An 18,112-nucleotide genomic window follows, 5' to 3' on the forward strand; every position below is an offset into this window, starting at 1 on the left:
CCGACACCCGACACCGACGCGGCGGCGGTACCGGTGTTGGACACCGTGACCGTCTGCGCGCTGCTCGCGGTGTTCAGCGCCTGCGTGGCGAAGCTCAGCGAGGACGGCGCCACCGACAGCGTCGCCGCCGGCGTCGTGCCGCCGCCGGCGGCGAAGGCCAGGCTGTTGAGGTTCCAGCCGCCCGTGTCCTGGTTGACGGTCAGGACCTGCTGGCCGGCCGGCAGCGTGACGTGCGCGGTGACCGTGGTCCAGGCCTGGAAGTCGCCGGTGGCCGGGAGGGCGACGGCCCCGCTGAGGTTCGTGCCCGACGCGTTGGAGATGTGCAGCGCGCCGCTCACCGCGCTGGGCGCCGCCACCCGCAGGCTCACCGTGTACGGTCCGGCCGAGGCCGCGTTGACGGTGTACCGAAACCACTGCCCGCCCGTGGTCCAGCCGAGGTCGTAGCCGCCGCCGGTGTCCGAGGTCGCCTCCAGGTCGACGCCGTCGGCGCGGTAGCCGTTGCCGCTTCCGTTGACCGAGGTCACGTTGTAGGCGAGACCCTGGCCGCCGGTGTCGTAGTTCTCGGCCTGGACGGTGCCGGGAACCGCGGCCGGCGTTCCGCCGAAGGGCGCCTCGACCGGGCCGGTGCCCCCCTGCCAGCTGTTGTTGCTCAACGTCGCGGTGAAGCCACTGGAGTTGTTGGCGAAGGCGGTGGCGCCGGCCTTCAGTCCGGAGACGGTGTTGCCGGTGATGGTGGCCGACCCGGTCGGCGCCGGGTAGAACGGCGGTGCGATCACGATGCCGTTGCGGCCGGGGTTGGTGATGGTGTTGTTCTGCAGCAGCGTGTTGGTCGAGGTGGAGAAGCCGACCGCGTCGTAGAGGGAGTTGGCGACGGTGTTGCCGGTCACCGTGACGTGGTCGACGACGCCGGTGTTCTGGCCGTCGCCGCCGTTGCCGATGTGCAGCGCGGGCTGGCCCTGGCTGTAGGCGTTGCCGCCGGACCGGACGACGGTGTTGCCGGTCACCGTCGCGGACAGCAGGTCGCTGCCGTTGACGCCGAAGCGGCCGGCGCCCAGGCCGATGTACCGGGCGGTGTCGCTGATGTAGTTGTCACTGACCAGGTGGCCGCTGCCGCCGTAGATGCCGATGCCCTTGCCGCCCCAGGGGGCGATCGTGGTGTTGTTGGTCATCGTGATGTCGGTCATCGGGTTGTAGTAGGTCGTGCTGCTGCCGTTGGTGTTGTAGTTGACCGAGTTGATCGCCATCGCGTCGTCACCGGTGCCGCGCACGAAGTTGTTGGTGGCGGTCAGGTTGTTCCCGCTGGTCGCGTTGAGCGACACGTTGTTCAGGTTGATCCCGTCGGCCCAGATCGAGGTCAGCCGGCTGTTCTGCACCTTGCCGCCGGTGCCCGAGGCCCAGAAGCCGGACATGGTGTGCTGGGTCCAGATGCCGGTGGCCAGCCAGTTGGTGCCGGTGGTGTCCATGGCGCCGCCGTCGCCGCCGATGGTGCTGCGGCTGACCGCGTTCGCGTCGATGTGGAAGTTCTCCACCGTGCAGGACGTCACGGAGAACAGGGCGGCCAGCGGGGTGTTGTTGGGCACCGGCACATCGCGGTAGATCGTGGTGTACCACATCCCGGCGCCGGCGATGGTGATGCCCTGGGCCTGCAGGCCGGTGGTGCCCTTCACATAGAAGGTGCCCTGCGGGATCCAGAGGATCTTGCCCTGGGACTGCGCCTGGTTGATGCAGTTCTGGATGGCGGGGCCGCTGTCCACCGACTGGCTGTCGGCGGACCCGTTGGTCGGGTTGTTGTCCGCGACCGCGCCGCAGCTGGTGATGGAGATCGAGTTGGCGGGCTGGGCGATCGGCGCCGGCGGGTTCTCCACGTCGATGGAGTCGACGTCGTAGAACGACGCGCTGTTCGCGGCGTCCTTCTGCAGCGAGAAGGTGCTGCCGGCCGGGATGGGCGTGCCGGTGACGAAGGTGCGCGACTCGTCGAAGAACACGCGCGGGGAGCCGTCCGCCGGGTTCTGGTTGTCGCTGGTGTTGTAGTTGTTGTTGCCCTCGTACACCCAGGTCTGCTTGGAGTTGAGGTTCAGCGCCTGCCGGAAGGTGCCGTTGACGTACAGGTTCAGCGTGCCGGTGATGCCGCCGCCCGAGGCGGAGTCGGGAATGCTGGCGCGGACGTTGATGAAGCTAATCGGCTGCCCCGTGGTGTTCGTCCACTGCACCGACTGGCCGGTGGCGGCGAGGTGGACGTACGCGTGCCCGGACGCCTCGAGTGCGGCGCTGGAGTACTGCGTCGTCGGTGCCGCGGTCAGTGACACCGTGCCGGCGCCCCCGCCCAGGGTCCCGGCCTCGGCTTCGTAGGTGGTGAACGGGGTGGTGGCACCGACCGTCGCGGCGGTGGCGGCCGGCGCCGCGGCGATGCTGCGAGGGGCGGCGCCGCGGGAAGCGCTGTGGGAGGCGCCGGCAGGGGAGGCGGCGCTGGCCGGCGTGAAGGAGATCCACACCGCCCCGAGCAGGGCGACGAGGGCTACAGCCAGGCGCGGAACGAGTCCCGCGCCGCGCGCGGGTCCGGGGGTGTCACGCATCGGATGCTCCTTCAGAACCTCGGGTAACGGGCGCCCCGACCGTACAGAGCACGCCCTGACCCCGCAAGGTTCCGATCAGGTAAAGAAAAAGTTACACAGATCGTTGGAAGACACCGCGCGCAACGAGCTGGATTTTCGCGCCTCCACGCCCGCGCCCGCCGGGACCGGCAGTGCCCGGAGCCCGGTCGCCGTGGGCGCGGCGGCAGATGGTGCGAACCGTCTGACATGAAGACATCGGGGGCGTAGTGTGCTGCGCCCGGGTCACTGCGGGGCGTTCCGACGGGGGCAACAGGGGGAAGACGACGTGGCGTTGGCGCGATGGCGCATGGCCGGCCTCTACGGCGCGGTCCTTGTCCTGGGCAGTCCGTGGGCGCAGCACGGACTCCAGGCCCGGCACGGCCCCCACGCGCTGTACGAGTGGGCCCGCGGGGGGCTGTCGACCTGCACCTGGTTCGTGTCGGCCTCGCAGACCGCCGGGCTCGGCACACGGTGGATGTGGTCGGCCGATGCCTCCCTGGTACTGATGCTCGCCGCCGGCGCGCTGCTGGTGCCGCGGGCGCTGCGTCGGGCGCCGGCCGGGCCGCTGCGCTGGGCTGTCGCCATCGGCATCTGGGTGCCGGTCTCGCTGGCCGGCCAGCTCGCCTTCTGGCTGTTCCTCGGCCGCGACGCGCGCCTGTTCGGGCCGCGCGATTTCCTGCTGGTGACCCTGCTCGACGACGGCGCCGTCTTCGGCGTGCTGGCCGGGCTCGTCACGGGCCTGCTCTGGATCGGCGCCGACCGCCCGGCCCGCCCCGCCGTCACCGCCCGCGCCCGACACCTGGAACGGAGCCGCGCCATGACCCTCCCGCCGGATTCCTCGCCGACCGCGCTCGGGCGCGAGCCCGGGGACGTCACCCGCTATCTGTGCGCCGCCGCCTACACCGATCCGGCATTCGCGCGTACGGTGGCCAACGGCCTGCTGGCCGACGCCTTCGGCGCGGTGGCCCCCTCCCCCGGCGTGGACCTGGGTCCGGTGGTCCGCCACTGCCTGGCCGCACGGCGGTTGCACCGGCGGCGCGATGTGCGGCTGTCGGCCGCCCTGCTCGCGATCCTGCTGATCGCGCCGCTGTGGCCAGTCCTGACCGCGGGGATCCTCGGCGTGCTCGGCGCCGCCGCGCGCCCGCCCGCGGGCGCCCTGGCCGACCGCGGCCGCGACCGGTCGAAGGAGCCGGCCGCGTGGCTGAAGGCGGGGGTCGCGTACGGCGTGGCGCTGATCGCCGGCGGCTGGCTGGCCGTCGGGCTGTCGTCGCACGGGCCGGGCGTGGTGCGGTGGCTGCTCGGCACCTACCTCGGCGGTTTTCCGGCGCTGCTGGTGCTCTGCGTCGGGCTGCCGGCGGTGGGCGGGCTCGTGGCACGCCATCTGCTGGACGTGGAGGAGCGGTTGCGGGGTCTGCGCCGGTCGGTGTTCGTCCCGTCGGCGGCGCCGCTGCCGGATCCGGTGCCGGCCTGGCTGGCGGACCGGCTGCGGGTGATCGACGAGGCTCAGAGCGGGAATGTGACCGTATACAGCGGGTGGGAGCCGGCGCTGGGCTTCGCGGCCCGCCAGTCCGGCTGGTCACTGGCGCTGCCGGTGGTGCCGGCCGGGCCGCCGCCCGGTGTGACCGGCCCTCCGGGCGAGGTGACCGCGTTCGACGCCTGGGATCTGCTGGAGAGCCTGCGCGGGCATCTGCGGGAGCTGTCACGGCGGGGCGGCGCGCCCGGCGCCGGCGACGGCGCCCTGCTGGCCGGGCTGGCCGTGGAGGACCGGGTCTTCGTGCACGGCGCCACCATCGCCGGCGACGACCGCTTCCTGCCGGACACCGACCTGGCGCCCTCGCTCCTGCTCGACCGGGAGGAGATGCGGCGGGTCGTGCTGGAGCCGAAGGGCACCGCGCGGCACAGCCTGGTGGCCCATCTGCCGCTGTGGGGCGGGGACGTGGTGCCCGCCGTGCTGCTGCGCGTCGCGGTCTCCGAGCGGACGGTGCACGTCGAGTGCGCGGTGCACACCCTGGCGCCGGTGCGCGGCGGCTACCACCGGGTCGACAGCGTTCCCGACCGGATGACCGGGCAGCGGCGGGCGGAGCTGCTGCTGAGCGCGGTGGGCCGGGCCGGGCGGGTGCTGCGGGCGGCGCCGTACGCCTCGGTGGAGAACCTGCGGTTCGGCAGCCGCAGGTGGAGGCGGGAGATGCGGGAGCTGCGGGCGATCTCCGAGGACCCGGACTTCGACTACGGGGCCCGGCTCAGCGTCCGGGAGCGGGCGATGAACCCGACGTATCTCAACTACTTCCAGGTGCTCGACGCCCAGCGGGTGACCGCGGCGGTCACCCGGCACACGCTCACCGTGATCCGGGAGTTCCTCGACGCGCACGGCGTGGACACCGCCGACTTCCAGCGCCAGCAGCAGACGATCCTCAACCACGGCGTCCTCCAGCAGGGCGGGCTCAGCGTCGTGGGCAACCAGGCGGTCGGCCAGGAGGCGAGCGCCACCTTGTTCGCCCAGAGCCCGGCCCCGCCGACCCCCACCGCTTAGGAGGCGGCCATGTCCGACGAGATCCCGGGCCGGTCACCGGTCAACCACGGCTTCCAAGTCCTGGGCGGCCAGGTCCGGATCGGCAACCAGGCGGTCGGCCCCGGGGCGCGGGCGGTGGCCGGCAGCGTGACGACGGGGGCGGGGGCTCCCGCGGCGGCCACCGCCGCCGATCTGCTGCTGGTGATCGAGCGGCTGCTGGACGAGCACCGCGAGCAGTTGCCGGACCAGTCCGCCACACGGGCCGAACTGGGACGCCTGCGTGAGGAGTTGGCGGATCCACAGCCGGAGCCGGGGGCGGTCGGCCGGGCGCTGGCCCGTCTGACGGCCTTCGTGCAACCGGTGACCCCGCTCGTGGCCGCCGTCGGCGGCCTCGCCGAATCGCTGCGGGACCTGCTCGGCCACGGCTGACGACGGCGGCCCCGCCACGGGCGCCGATGAGCGCCGGATGATTGAGATTGTTCGCAACAGCGGTTGATCGAGCAACTGCGAGCATCTAGGGTCGGCACGTGAACACGCCGGCCGCCGCCGCGGCGCCGGGCCGATCGACCGTGAGGGGAGAGCCGCTCCATGGCGGAACTACGGGTCGGAGTCGTCGGCATCGGTCAGCGCGCGCCGTTGGTGCGCCACGCCAACCGGCCGGGTGTCGCCCGGGTCGTGTCCTGCGCCGACCCCGATCCGCGGGCCCGGGCCACCGCGCGGGAGTTGTTCGGCCCGCAGGTCGCGGTGCACGACGCGTGGACGCGGATGCTGGACGACCGCCTCGACGCGGTGTTCGTGCTCACCCCCGACCACGTGCACACCGCGCCCGTACGGTTCTTCCTGGCCGCCGGTGTCGCGGTGTTCGTGGAGAAACCGCTCGCCATCGGGGTCGACGACTGCGACGAGATGCTGGCGGACGCCGCCCGCACCGGCACCCGGCTCTACGTCGGCCACAATCTGCGGCACCTGCCCGTCCTGCGCCGGATGCGGGCGCTGATCGACGCGGGCGCCATCGGGCGGGTGCGCTCGGTGTGGTGCCGGCACTTCGTCGGACACGGCGGCGACTACTACTTCAAGGACTGGCACGCCGAACGCGCCAACACCACCGGCCTGCTGCTCCAGAAGGGCGCGCACGACCTCGACGCCGTGCACTGGCTCGCGGCCGGCTACTCCCGCACGGTGGTCGCGCTCGGCGGGCTGACCGTCTACGGGGACAACCCGCACCGCCGCGATCCCCGGGATCCGGACGACGGGCGCCGGATGCCGGACTGGTTCGACCCCGGCGCCTGGCCGCCGTCGGCGCTGCGGGACCTGAATCCGGTCATCGACGTGGAGGACCTCAGCATGATGCTGACCCGTTTGGACAACGGGGTGTTCACCAGTTATCAGCAGTGCCACTACACACCCGATTACTGGCGCAATTACACCGTCATCGGCGACGAGGGCCGGCTGGAGAACTTCGGCGACGGCCTGGACGAGGAGGAGGCCACGGTCAGGGTGTGGAATCTGCGCCGGTCCGGCTATCGGCCGGACGCCGACCTCACCGTCACGGTCGCGGCGCCCCCAGGCCGCCCGCCGGACCTGGAGGGCCCGGAGGACCCGGAGGACCCGGAGGACCCGGAAGGTGGCCACGGCGGCGCCGACGGAGCCCTGGTCGCCGAGTTCCTGCGCTTCGCCGCCGAGGGCGGTCCGACCGAGACCTCACCGATCGCCGCCCGGGAAGCCGTCGCGGCGGGGGTGGCCGCCACCGTCTCGCTGCGCTCGGGCGGCACCCCGGTGCGGGTACGGCCACCCGATCCGGCGACCGCCCGGTATTTCGCCCGCCACCAGACCCGCTGACCGGGTCCGCCATTTCCCGCACGTCGCCCTGAAATAACCGCTGTTGGTGAATTCGGGCGCAGCACGAACTGTGAATGAGGGGGCCTTGACATGGCGAACCCTGATCGCTTTACTTCCCGCAACGCCGAGACACGAACCCGGCGCAGAGGTACGCCCAGCCGGTGGACGGCCCCCAAGCCGCAAGCCCGGACTAAGTCGCCAGGATGGCTGTCAGCTTCCGAGGCGGGGACGTATCCCCCCAGCATCCGGAGATCGATGATGCGCACCGGTCACTTCCGAATCCCCCGACGCCAGTGGGTCGCCGCGATCGCGGCCACCGCCACCGCTGTGGTCCTGCCCCTGCTCAGCTCCGCCTCGGCCGGCGCCACCGCCGCCGCGGTGACCCTCCCGCCGGCGCACGCCGGCTTCGATTACCAGATCGGCGGCGGGTACACCCCGCCGGCCGGCGTGTCGGTGGTCAGCCGCGACCACGACGACTCACCGGCGGCCGGGCTCTACAACATCTGCTACGTCAACGCCTTCCAGACCCAGGAGGGCGCGGAGAGCGACTGGGACGCGGACCTGCTGCTGCACAACGCCAAGGGCAAGGTCGTCAAGGACCCCGACTGGGACGAGGCGATCCTCGACATCCGCACCGCGAGCAACCGCCAGCGCATCGCCGACAAGGTGGACGGCTGGATCGACCAGTGCGCCGCCAAGGGCTTCCAGGCGGTCGAACCCGACAACTTCGACACCTACACCCGCTTCCCCTCCTACCTGACCCAGGCCGAGGCGGAGTCGTACATCCAGCTGCTCTCGGCGCACGCGCACAGCAAGAACCTGGCGATCGCGCAGAAGAACACCGCCGAGCTGTCCGGTGACCACGCCGTCAACGGGCTGGACTTCGCCATCGCGGAGGAGTGCGCCGACTACAGCGAGTGCGGCGACTACACCAGCGCCTACGGCAACCACGTCATCGTCATCGAGTACACCGCCAAGGGCCTGAGCAAGGCGTGCAGCGGCTACGGCAGCACGCTCAGCATCGTGCAGCGCGACGAGGACGTCGTGCCCAAGGGCACCAGCGGATACGTACGCAAGACCTGCTGAGCCGGCGGGGCGGCCCGGCCGGCCCTCCCCCGCCGTGCCGGGCCGCCCCCACCCGAGAACCCCATCCGGTAGTTCGACCCGGTAGCTCCACCCGGTAGCTCCACCACCCCGCCCGAGCGCCCCGTCCCGGGCCCTGCCCACCGCTCAACCGGAATCCAACCATCCGGTTTGTGCCCCGCAACCGCTCCCCTGGAGGTCCGATGGCTCTCGGCCGTTCCCTTCCCGCCGGGCCGCCGTCGCCTCCCGCCCGGCCGTCCCGCCGCCGTGTGCTGCGCCAGGGCTCGGGCGCGGCGCTCGGCCTCGCCGCCGGAGGCGCGCTGACCGCCTGCGGCGCGGGCGCCGGTGACGGGGTCGGCGCCGACGGACGCGTCACGATCGAGCTGTGGCACGGCCAGACCGATGTCGGCCGTGCCGCCATCGAGGGGCTGGTCAAGGCGTTCAACAGCAGCCATCCCACGATCCGGGTCAATCCCGGCGGGGGTGTGCTGTCGGACTCCATGCTGCAGAAGGTGACCGCGGCGCTCGCCTCCGGCTCGTACCCGGACATCGCCTACATCTTCGGCTCCGACCTGGCCGGCATCGCCCGCAGCCCGCGCGTGGTCGATCTGACCGGCATGACGCGCACCCTGCCCACGCCGTGGTCCGACTACTGGGCGCCCGCCCGAGACGCGGTCACCATCAACGGCCGGGTCCGCGCCGCGCCCGCGCTGCTCGACTCGCTGGCCGTGGTCTGCAACAAGAAGCTGTTCCGCGCCGCCGGACTTCCGCTGCCGCAAGCGGGCTGGACCTGGGCGGAGTTCCAGGACACCGCGGCCAAACTCACCGACGCCGGACGGGGGGTGTTCGGCACCGGCTGGCCCGGGGTCGGCGACGAGGACACCGTATGGCGGCTGTGGCCGATGATATGGGACCTCGGCGGCGACGTGGTCGCGCCGAACGGCAAGGGCATCGGCTTCGCGGACACCGGGGTACGGGCCCTGGAGACCGTCCAGGGGCTCGCCGAGGCCAAGAGCGTCTACATCGACCCGAAGCCCGGCACCGAGCAGATGTACCAGGTCTTCAACTCCGGCCGGATGGGCATGGTCGTCACCGGCCCCTGGGGGCTGCCGGACATCATCACCGCGAAGATCGACTACGTGGTGGTGCCGCTGCCCAGTTACAGCCGCAAGCCCATCACCATCTCCGGACCCGACACCTGGACGGTGTTCGACAACGGCGACGCGCGGGTGAAGGCGGCGCGGACCTTTGTGAGCTGGCTGATGCAGCCCGCGCAGGACGTGCGCTGGGACGTGCAGGCCGGCAGCCTGCCGCTGAGCCGCAGCACCGAGAAGCTGCCCGCCTGGCGCGCCCAGGAGGCCGACACCGTCGGGATGCCGGTGTTCACCAAGTCCCTGGAGACCGCCCGGGTCCGGCCCGCGCACCCCGCCTACGCGCAGATCTCGGAGTCGCTGGGCCAGGCGATCGTGTCGGTGCTGCTCGGCCGGAGCACCCCCGCCAAAGCCCTGCGCCGCTGTGCCGACGAGGCCAACGCCGCCCTGCTCATCCCGCGTTGAGGAGCCTCCCATGCCACCGCTGCCCGCCCCGCTCACCCTCTCCGACACCGACAGGGTGCGGCTGCGCGCCCGGCGCCGCGGCCGCCGCCGCGAGTCCGCCACGGCCTGGGCGTTCATCTCACCGTCGGTGCTGGTCATCCTCGGGCTCAGTGCCGTGCCGGTGGTCTGGTCGCTGCTGCTGTCCTTCCGGGCCGACGACCTGGTCACCCCCAGCCGCTGGGTCGGCCTGGACAACTACCGTGCGCTCAGCCACGATCCGCACTTCAGCCAGGCCGTGGGCAACACCTTGGTCTACACGGCGCTGTACGTGCCGCTGAGCATGGTGCTCGGGCTCGCGCTCGCGCTCGCGCTGAACCGGCGGATCCGGTTCGTCGGCCTCTACCGCACCTTGATCTTCGTGCCGTTCGTGATCTCCGAGACCGCCCAGGGCGTGCTCTTCTCCTTCATCCTCGACCCGCAGTTCGGCGCGGCCAACTCCGTGCTGCACGCCCTGCACCTGTCCTCGCAGGGCTTCCTCACCGATCCCGGGCAGGCGCTGTACGTCCTGGTGGCCATCTCGCTGTGGAGCAGCACCGGTTTCTGCGTGGTGATCTACCTGGCGGCCCTGCAGGACGTACCGCAGACCCTGATCGAGGCGGCCCGGCTGGACGGCGCCGGCCGGCTGCACCTGCTGCGGCACGTGGTGCTGCCGACGCTGACGCCGGTCAGCGTGTTCCTGCTGCTGTGGCAGACCATCAACGCCCTGCAGGTCTTCGACCTGGTGTACGTCACCACCAAGGGCGGCCCGATCGGTTCCACCACCGTGGTCGTGTACTTCATCTGGCAGGCGGCGTTCCAGAACTTCACCGCCGGGTACGGCGCGGCGGCCGCGTACGTCCTGGCCGTCGCCCTGCTCGTCATCGCCGTCGTGACCCGCCTGGCGCGGCGCCGCGAGAACACCCGCCTCGAAGGAGCCGCACGATGACGGCGACATCCCCGTCCCCCCTGTCCACCGGCGCCCCGCGGCAGGCCGGCCCGTCCGCGACACCGGCGCGGGCGCCCTTCGCGGGCCGCCGCCTGCGGCTGCCGTTCAGCGCCTGGCACCTGCTGCTGGCCCCGCTCGCCCTGCTGTTCGCCCTGCCGCTGATCTGGCTGCTGCTCAGCTCGGTGATGAGCGACGCGGAGATCAACCGCTTCCCGCCGGCGCTGTGGCCTTCGGGCATCCATCTGGACGGCTACCGGTACGTGCTGGGCAACGCCATGTTCCCGCGCTGGTTCGCCAATTCGCTGATCGTCTCGGCGGTCGCGGTGGCGTCCAACCTGGTGCTCGGCTCGCTGGGCGGCTACGCCTTCGCGCGGATGCGGTTCGCCGGGTCCCGCACGCTGATGACGCTGATGCTGGCGACGATGGTCGTCCCGTTCCAGCTGACGATGATCCCGACCTTCCTGGTGATGAAGAAACTGGGGCTGATCGACACCCTCGGCGCGCTGATCGTCCCGTCGCTGGTCACACCGTTCGCGGTGTTCCTGCTGCGGCAGTTCTTCCTGTCGCTGCCGCGGGAGCTGGAGGAGGCCGCCTGGATCGACGGGTGCTCACGGCTGCGGGTGCTCTACTCGATCGTGCTGCCGCTGTCCCGCCCGGCGCTGAGCACCGTCGCGGTCCTCACCTTCCTGGCCACCTGGAACGATCTGACCTGGCCGCTGATCGCCATCAACCACGACGTGCACTACACGCTGCAATTGGGCCTGACCACCTTCCAGGGCCAGCACCACACCAAGTGGTCGGCGGTGATGGCGGGCAACGCCATCACCATCGCGCCCGTGCTGCTCGCCTTCCTGGCCGCGCAGAAGTCCTTCATCCAATCCATCACCTCCAGCGGTCTCAAGGGCTGAGCCGCCCCCGCCCGCCACGACCACCCCATCGCACGCCACCACCACGGGACACCGGATGCCGCACGACTTCGACCTGCTCGTCATCGGGGACGCCAACCCCGATGTCGTCCTCGGACCGATCGACGCCCCGCTCGCCTTCGGGCAGCACGAACAACTCGTCGACACCGCCCTGCTCACCCTGGGCGGCTCCGCCGCGATCATGGCCTGCGGCGCCGCCCGGCTCGGCCTGCGCACCGCCTTCGCCGGCCGGGTCGGCGACGACGAGGCCGGCCGCTTCGTCCGCGCCGCGCTGGACGCGCGGGGGGTGGACACCGCCGCGCTGCGGCTCGACCCGGAACTGCCGACGCCGCTGACCACGGTGCTCAACCGCCGCGACGACCGGGCCATCCTGACCGCCGCCGGCACGCTGAGCGCCACCTGCGCCGACGACGTACCGGCGGAGCTGCTCACCGGATGCCGGCACGTGCACGCGGCCTCGTACTTCCTGATGCCGAAGCTCGCCGAGGCGCTGCCCGGACTGTTCGCCGCCGCGCGGGCCGCCGGCGCCACCACCTCCCTCGACACCAACGACGACCCGAGCGGGCGGTGGGCGCCCCCGGGCTTCGACGCCCTGCTCGCCGTCACCGACATCCTGCTGCCCAACGCGGCCGAGGCAGCCGCGCTGGCCGGCCCCGAGGCGGCGGCGCCGCAGCAGGCCGCCGCCGAACTCGCCGGGCGCGGACCGCTGGTCGTGGTCAAGAACGGCGCCGAGGGCGCGCTGGCCCACGACGGCCGCACCCTGACCCGTACCGGCGGCACCCCCGCCGAGCCGCTCGACACGGTCGGGGCCGGCGACAGCTTCGACGCCGGCTTCGTCACCGCCCTGCTGGCGGGCCTGCCTCTCGCGCAGGCCCTCGATCTCGCGGCCGCCTGCGGCGCCCTGTCCACCCGGGCGCTGGGCGGCACCCCCGCCCAGCCCACCTGGACCGAGGCGCTGGCAGCCGTATCCCGCAACGGAAAGAACCACTGATGACCACCACGAAGATCGCGTTCATCGGCGCCGGGAGCGTCGTCTTCACCCAGGGGCTGCTGGCGGACCTGTTCGCCTTCCCCGAGCTGAAGGACGCGCACATCGCGCTGCACGACATCGACCCGGAGCGGCTGGCCACCGCCGAGGGCGCCGCCCGCCGGATCGCCGAGGAGCGCGGCGCGGCGCCGCGTGTCACCGCCCACGCCGAGCGGCGCGCCGCCCTGGCCGGCGCCGACTTCGTGATCAACATCATCCAGGTCGGCATGCGCGAGTCCACCCGCACCGACTTCGAGGTGCCGGCCCGCTACGGTCTGCGCCAGACCATCGCCGACACCATCGGCGTCGGCGGCATCTTCCGGGCGCTGCGCACCTTCCCGGTGCTCAAAGCCCTGGGCGCGGACATCGCGGAGGTGTGCCCGGACGCCTGGCTGCTGAACTACACCAACCCGATGGCGATGAACGTCCAGTACCTGACCCAGGCCACCGGGCTGACCCGGGTGGTGGGCCTGTGCCACTCGGTGTACTGGACGATGCGCGATCTGTCCGAGCTGCTGCGGGTGCCGTACGAGGAGATCGACTACCGGGCCGCGGGCGTCAACCACCAGGCGTGGGTGCTGCGTTTCGAGCACGACGGCACCGACCTGTACCCGCGGCTCGACGCGCTGATCGCGGACGACCCGCAGCTGCGCCGCCGGGTGCGGGTGGACATGTACCGGCGGCTGGGCTACTACCCGACCGAGACCAGCGAGCACTCCTCGGAGTACGTCCCCTGGTACCTGCACCACGACAGCGAGATCGAGCGGCTGCGGCTGCCGGTGGGCGCCTACCTCGACATCGTGGACGAGAACGTCGCCAGCTACGAGCGGACCCGGGACGCGCTGGCGGCCGGCGAGCGGCTGCCGGTCGAGGGGACGATGGAGTACGCGCCGCAGGTCATCCACAGCATGACCACCGGCACCCCGCGCACGATCTACGGCAATGTGCCCAACCACGGCCTGATCGAGAACCTGCCCGCCACCGGCACGGTCGAAGTCCCTTGCCTGGTGGACTCGTTGGGGGTGCAGCCGACCCGGGTGGGCGCGCTGCCGTCCCAGTGTGCCGCGCTCAACCGCAACTACCTCAGCATGAACGACCTGGTGGTCCGCGCCGCCCTCGACGACGACCCGCGGTCGATCCGGCAGGCCGCCATGGCCGACCCGGCGACGGCGGCGACGCTGCCGGTCGAGCGGATCTGGGACCTGTGCGACGACATGGTCCGCGCGCACGCCGATCTGCTCCAGCCCGGTCTGCGGGCCACGCTGGGCCACTGACGCACCGGCCGGCCGGACGCGGGGCGGTGGAGCCGCGCGTCCGGCGGGGCGGCGTCACTGCCCGAGGAACTCGTTGGTCTCGGCGCCGAACTCCGCCGGGTACTGGAAGAGGAAGCCGTGGCCGGCGTCGGGGTAGATGCTGATCCTGGCGTTGGGAAGGTGCCTGCCGAGCAGATACGTGTTCTCGGTCGGGATCATGCGGTCGTTGTCCCCGTTGGCCACCAGCGTCGGGAAGGGGATGTGGGCCAGCCGGCCGAGCTGTGCCGGGTCCGGGATCCCCCAGGTGGCGATCGCGGTGATCTGCGCGTCGCGGGTGGCCAGATCGGTGGCCTCGTCCCGGTCCTTGTCGCGGGAGAAGATCCGCTGGACGAACTCCATACCCTTGGCCCGGCTGCTCTCGGTGCGTTCGAAGAACAAGGTGAGCAGGTTCTCGGGGCCGCTCTCCTCGTAGTTGGCCGCCGCCAGCATCTCGCCCCGCCAGCCGTGGAAGCCCCGGCCGCCCTTGGGGGCGGTGCCGCTCAGCACGATGCGGCGGATCTGGTGCGGGCGGATCAGCGCGACCTCCTGGGCGACGAATCCGCCGAGGGAGAAGCCGAACAGGTCGTAGCGCGCCAGGCGCAGGGCGTCGAGGAAGGCGACAGCGTCCACCGCCATCGGCTCGACGGTGCTGGGGACGGTGCCGGTGGAGCCGGCCACCCCGGTGTTGTCGAGCAGGATCACCTCGCGCTGCTCGGCGATGGTGTCGATCAGGACGGGGTCCCAGTTGTCGAGGTTTCCGCGGTAGTGCTGCAGGAAGACCAGCGGCAGCGCCGACGTGCCGGTGTTCCCGAAGCGCCGGTAGGTGTACCGGATGCCGTTGCGGGCCTCGATGGTTTCGTTGGGCGCGGTCAGCATGGTGGTCCCGGGCATGGGCAGACCTCCGGTCCGGCGGACCCGCACGGGGCCCGTGGCGCTGCCTTCGCCGGACGGACAGCCGAGCGCGTCGTCTCGTCCGGGGCCACCTGCCGTGGCCGCAGCCTCCTGACCATCCCACCATCCCGGCCGGTATCCGGCATGTGCGCGGCGGCCCGGGCGCCGGCCCCGGTTGTCCCGGCCGGGAGCCGGCGGTACGGTGCTCTGGGATATTCAGGACATATTTCCCCTTCGCACCGGGCGATCCCGCTGTCTCGCGGCATCCGCGGGTGCCGCTCCCGAGGTGATATCCGTGGCCGAAGAATCGCGTGCGTCGGTGGCGCCGTCCCGGCGGGACCAGGAGGCCCTGGCGGCCCGGGTGGCCGGACCGGTGCTGCTGCCCGGCGACGACGGCTGGGCCGAGGAGGCGTGGACGCTCAACGCGGCGGTCGACCACCGCCCGGCCGTGATCGTCGGCGCCACCGGCCCGGCGGACGTACAGGCCGCGGTGCGCTTCGCCCGCGCCCATGAGCTGGCCGTGGGCGTGGTCGCCACCGGGCACGGGCCCGCGGTGACCATCAGCGGCGGGCTGCTGATCACCACCCGGCGGATGTCCGGGGTGGCGATCGACCCGGTCGCCCGGACCGCCCGGGTCGAGGCCGGGGTGAGCATGCGGCAGCTCGTCGACGAGGCGGCGGCCTTCGGACTGGCGCCGCTGGCCGGTTCCGCGCCCTCCCTCGGCGTGGTCGGCTACACCCTCGGCGGCGGGCTCAGCGTGACGATGGGACGGGCCTTCGGCTGGGCGGCCGACCATGTGCGCCGGATCGACGTGGTGACCGCCGACGGCGAACTGCGGCAGGCGTCCGAGGCCACCGAGCCCGACCTCTTCTGGGCCCTGCGCGGGGGGAAGGGCAACTTCGGTGTGGTCACCGCGCTGGAGTGCGCCCTCTTCCCGGTCACCCGGCTGTACGCGGGCAACCTGTTCTTCTCCGGCCGGGACACCGCGTCGGTCATGCACGCCTACCAGCGCTTCACCGCCGGCGCACCGCAGGACCTCATGTCCTCGATCGCCCTGCTCCGGATGCCGGACGTCCCGTCGGTCCCCGAACTCCTGCGGGGGCGGCTGACCGTCGACATCCGGATCTCCTACCTCGGTTCGGCCGACGACGGGCGGAAGCTGATCGCCCCCCTGCGCGCGGCGGCGCCGGCCGAACTGGACACGGTCACCGAGCGGCCGTTCACCGACTTCGGGCAGATCGCCCCCGGCCCGGCCGAACCGGTGCCGTCCGTCGAGCAGTTCGCGCTGCTGCGGGAGCTGACCCCGCAGACCGTGGACGCCTTCGTGGCGGCCGCGGGCCCGGACAGCGCCACCGCCGTCAACGTCATCGACATCCGCCACCTCGGCGGCGCGCTCACCAAGCAGCGCACCGGCGGGAACAACGCGGTCGATCCGCTCGACGCCCAGTTCCTTCTCATCACCTCCACCATCGTCGCCAAGGGGCAGGGCGAGGAGCGCAAGGACGCCGGTCTGGAACTGCTCGACCCGCTGGCCCCCTGGCTGCGCGAGGCCAAGCACGCCAACTTCCTGGCCGCGTCGGACGCGACCGCGCAGCGGACGCGGAAGGCTTTCCGGGCGCCGACCTACGAACGCCTGCGGTCGGTCAAGAGCCGGTTCGACCCGCACAACGCCTTCCGCTTCAACCACAACATCCCGCCCGGTCAGGGCTGAGCGACCGCCGGACAGCGCCCGAAGCGGGCCGCCCGCGGTGGCCCCGCATGCGGTGGGCCAGGTGCGGTGCCACGATGAAAAAACCGCGCGAGCCCCCAAGGACGCCTGGTCCGACGGCGGGTGGCGCGCCCCATCAGGAAGGGCGGGTCCACCGATGAGCGTGGCACAAGACGTTGCGGTCCGCAGCGCCCAACGGGTGCTGGAAACGCTGGACTCCCAGGGCGTGCGCCACATCTTCGGCGTGCCGGGAGCCAAGATCGACGCGGTCTACGACGCACTGGCCGACGGCGGCCCGCGGCTGGTGGTCCGCCGGCACGAGCAGAACGCCGCGTTCATGGCCGCCGCCGTCGGCCGGCTGACCGGGACGCCCGGGGTCGTCCTGGTCACCTCCGGGCAGACCCTCACCAAGTTCACCGGCGAGGTCGGCGATCCGGACCATGTCGCCGAGACGGTGATGAACGCCCTGCGCGCCGCTGTCACCGAACCGCGCGGTTCGGCGGCGGTGGTGCTGCCGACCGACGTCCTCGCGGCGAAGACGTCCGCGACCCTCACCCATCCGCTGCCGGTCGGCCGGCTCGGCCCGGCGCCCGCCGACGGGATCCGCCGGGCCGCCGAACTCGTCCGCGGCGCGCGGCGGCCGGTGCTGCTGGAGGGGGCGCGCGCCGCCGACCCCGACAGCTGCGCCGCGCTGCGCGACCTGATCGCCGGCACCGGGCTTACCGGACCGCCACCGAGACGATTTCGTCGCGGCCCTGCGGCAGGCGCTCGCCGAGGAGGGCGTGTCGGTTGTCGATGTGCCGGTCGACTACCGCCGCAACACCGATCTGGCCGCCCAACTGCCCGAGGATCCCTTTGAGTAGCGGGTCCGCCGGACGAGGAGGAGACATGGGCGCAGCCGAGAGCGCGCATCAGCGCTTCGACCGGTGGGCGAGGACGATGCTGGCCCATCACTCCGCCGGCGCCGCCGGCCGGGACGGCTCGCGGGCCCGGGAGGTCTACCAGACCTCCACCATGGGAGCGCTGCTCGACGGCGTCTACGACGGCGACGTCACCGTCGCCGAACTGCTGACGCACGGCGACTTCGGCCTGGGCACCTTCAACCGGCTCGACGGCGAGATGGTCGTCCTCGACGGGATCTGCCACCATGTGCGCGCCGACGGCAGCGCGAGCGTCGCGGCGCCCACCGACCGGACCCCGTTCGCGGCCGTCACCCGCTTCTCGGCCGACGTGACCATACCCGTGCCGTCCGGCGCCGGCCGGGACGAGGCCGCCGCGCTGATCGACCGGGCCGTCCCCAGCGCGAACCTCCTGTACGGCGTGCGCGTCACCGGGACGTTCAGCCGGGTCCGCACCCGCACGGTGGCCGAGCAGACCCCGCCCTATCCGCCGCTGACGCAGGCCACCGCCGGGCAGGCGGAAACCGACTTCAGCGACGTGCGGGGCACGCTGGCCGGCTTTCGCACCCCCGACTTCGAGCAGGGCATCTCGGTGGCCGGATACCACCTGCACTTCCTGGACAGCGCGCACCAGCACGGCGGCCACGCACTGGACTGGCGGCTGGACCGGGGCGAGATCGCGGTCAGCACCGCCTCCGAGCTGCACCTGAGCCTGCCGCGGTCCGGCCCCTTCCTCGACTCCGACCTGTCGCCGGTCGACAGCCGGGCCCAGATCCGCAAGGCCGAGGGCGGTTGACCGGGCCGGAGCGGTGAGCGCCCGCCGGCCC

Annotated in this window: 14 protein-coding genes; 12 read left to right on the plus strand and 2 right to left on the minus strand. The window is 72.4% G+C overall.

The genetic code is table 11. The features are described from left to right. On the minus strand, positions 1-2,573 hold a 2,573-nt coding region (locus GA0115240_RS04260; RefSeq protein WP_107407092.1), incomplete at its 3' end, for a carbohydrate-binding protein. 304 nt (positions 2,574-2,877) lie between these two features. Here GA0115240_RS04260 and GA0115240_RS04265 point away from each other — a divergent pair. From GA0115240_RS04265 to GA0115240_RS04305, 9 genes are all read left to right on the plus strand, one after another. Further along, the gene (locus tag GA0115240_RS04265) at positions 2,878-5,121 is read left to right on the plus strand and encodes a hypothetical protein (RefSeq protein ID WP_141708719.1); all 2,244 of its coding nucleotides are present in this window, start codon (positions 2,878-2,880) and stop codon (positions 5,119-5,121) included. Between the two features lie 9 nt (positions 5,122-5,130). Further along, positions 5,131-5,529: a DUF5955 family protein gene (locus GA0115240_RS04270; RefSeq protein ID WP_093735303.1), complete on the plus strand. Its 399-nt coding sequence runs from the start codon at positions 5,131-5,133 to the stop codon at positions 5,527-5,529. Between the two features lie 159 nt (positions 5,530-5,688). After that, positions 5,689-6,939: a Gfo/Idh/MocA family protein gene (locus tag GA0115240_RS04275; protein WP_093735304.1), complete on the plus strand. Its 1,251-nt coding sequence runs from the start codon at positions 5,689-5,691 to the stop codon at positions 6,937-6,939. A gap of 255 nt (positions 6,940-7,194) precedes the next feature. Beyond that, positions 7,195-8,025 carry an endo alpha-1,4 polygalactosaminidase gene (locus tag GA0115240_RS04280; RefSeq protein ID WP_093735305.1) on the plus strand — a complete coding sequence of 277 codons (831 nt, stop codon included), beginning with the start codon at positions 7,195-7,197 and terminating at the stop codon, positions 8,023-8,025. A 200-nt stretch (positions 8,026-8,225) separates the two neighbouring features. Beyond that, on the plus strand, positions 8,226-9,578 hold the full coding sequence (locus GA0115240_RS04285; RefSeq protein WP_093735306.1) for an ABC transporter substrate-binding protein: 1,353 nt from the start codon (positions 8,226-8,228) through the stop codon (positions 9,576-9,578). 10 nt (positions 9,579-9,588) lie between these two features. Then, a complete protein-coding gene (locus GA0115240_RS04290; protein ID WP_093735307.1) occupies positions 9,589-10,542 on the plus strand; it encodes a carbohydrate ABC transporter permease in 954 nt (317 codons plus the stop codon). Next, positions 10,539-11,450 carry a carbohydrate ABC transporter permease gene (locus tag GA0115240_RS04295; protein WP_093735308.1) on the plus strand — a complete coding sequence of 304 codons (912 nt, stop codon included), beginning with the start codon at positions 10,539-10,541 and terminating at the stop codon, positions 11,448-11,450. The genes GA0115240_RS04290 and GA0115240_RS04295 overlap by 4 nt, the downstream gene beginning before the upstream one ends. A 55-nt stretch (positions 11,451-11,505) precedes the next feature. Beyond that, positions 11,506-12,459, plus strand: coding sequence for a carbohydrate kinase family protein (locus GA0115240_RS04300; RefSeq protein WP_093735309.1), 954 nt, complete (start codon positions 11,506-11,508; stop codon positions 12,457-12,459). After that, on the plus strand, positions 12,459-13,769 hold the full coding sequence (locus tag GA0115240_RS04305) for an alpha-glucosidase/alpha-galactosidase (RefSeq protein WP_093735310.1): 1,311 nt from the start codon (positions 12,459-12,461) through the stop codon (positions 13,767-13,769). The genes GA0115240_RS04300 and GA0115240_RS04305 overlap by 1 nt, the downstream gene beginning before the upstream one ends. Positions 13,770-13,823: 54 nt before the next feature. On the opposite strand, the gene GA0115240_RS04310 is transcribed toward GA0115240_RS04305, so the two are convergent. After that, a complete protein-coding gene (locus tag GA0115240_RS04310; protein WP_093735311.1) occupies positions 13,824-14,678 on the minus strand; it encodes an alpha/beta fold hydrolase in 855 nt (284 codons plus the stop codon). Positions 14,679-14,973: 295 nt separating this feature from the next. On the opposite strand from GA0115240_RS04310, the gene GA0115240_RS04315 reads away from it, so the two are divergent. From GA0115240_RS04315 to budA, 3 genes are all read left to right on the plus strand, one after another. Continuing rightward, positions 14,974-16,389 carry an FAD-binding oxidoreductase gene (locus GA0115240_RS04315; RefSeq protein ID WP_202451017.1) on the plus strand — a complete coding sequence of 472 codons (1,416 nt, stop codon included), beginning with the start codon at positions 14,974-14,976 and terminating at the stop codon, positions 16,387-16,389. Positions 16,390-16,549: 160 nt separating this feature from the next. Continuing rightward, entirely contained in the window at positions 16,550-17,245 is a 696-nt protein-coding gene (locus tag GA0115240_RS04320) for a thiamine pyrophosphate-binding protein (protein ID WP_256069537.1), read from the plus strand. A 29-nt stretch (positions 17,246-17,274) separates the two neighbouring features. Continuing rightward, positions 17,275-18,081, plus strand: a complete 807-nt coding sequence (gene budA / locus GA0115240_RS04325; protein ID WP_093735313.1) for an acetolactate decarboxylase — start codon at positions 17,275-17,277, stop codon at positions 18,079-18,081. Positions 18,082-18,112 lie beyond the last annotated feature (31 nt).

Source organism: Streptomyces sp. DvalAA-14, assembly GCF_900091855.1.
Classification (GTDB): domain Bacteria; phylum Actinomycetota; class Actinomycetes; order Streptomycetales; family Streptomycetaceae; genus Actinacidiphila.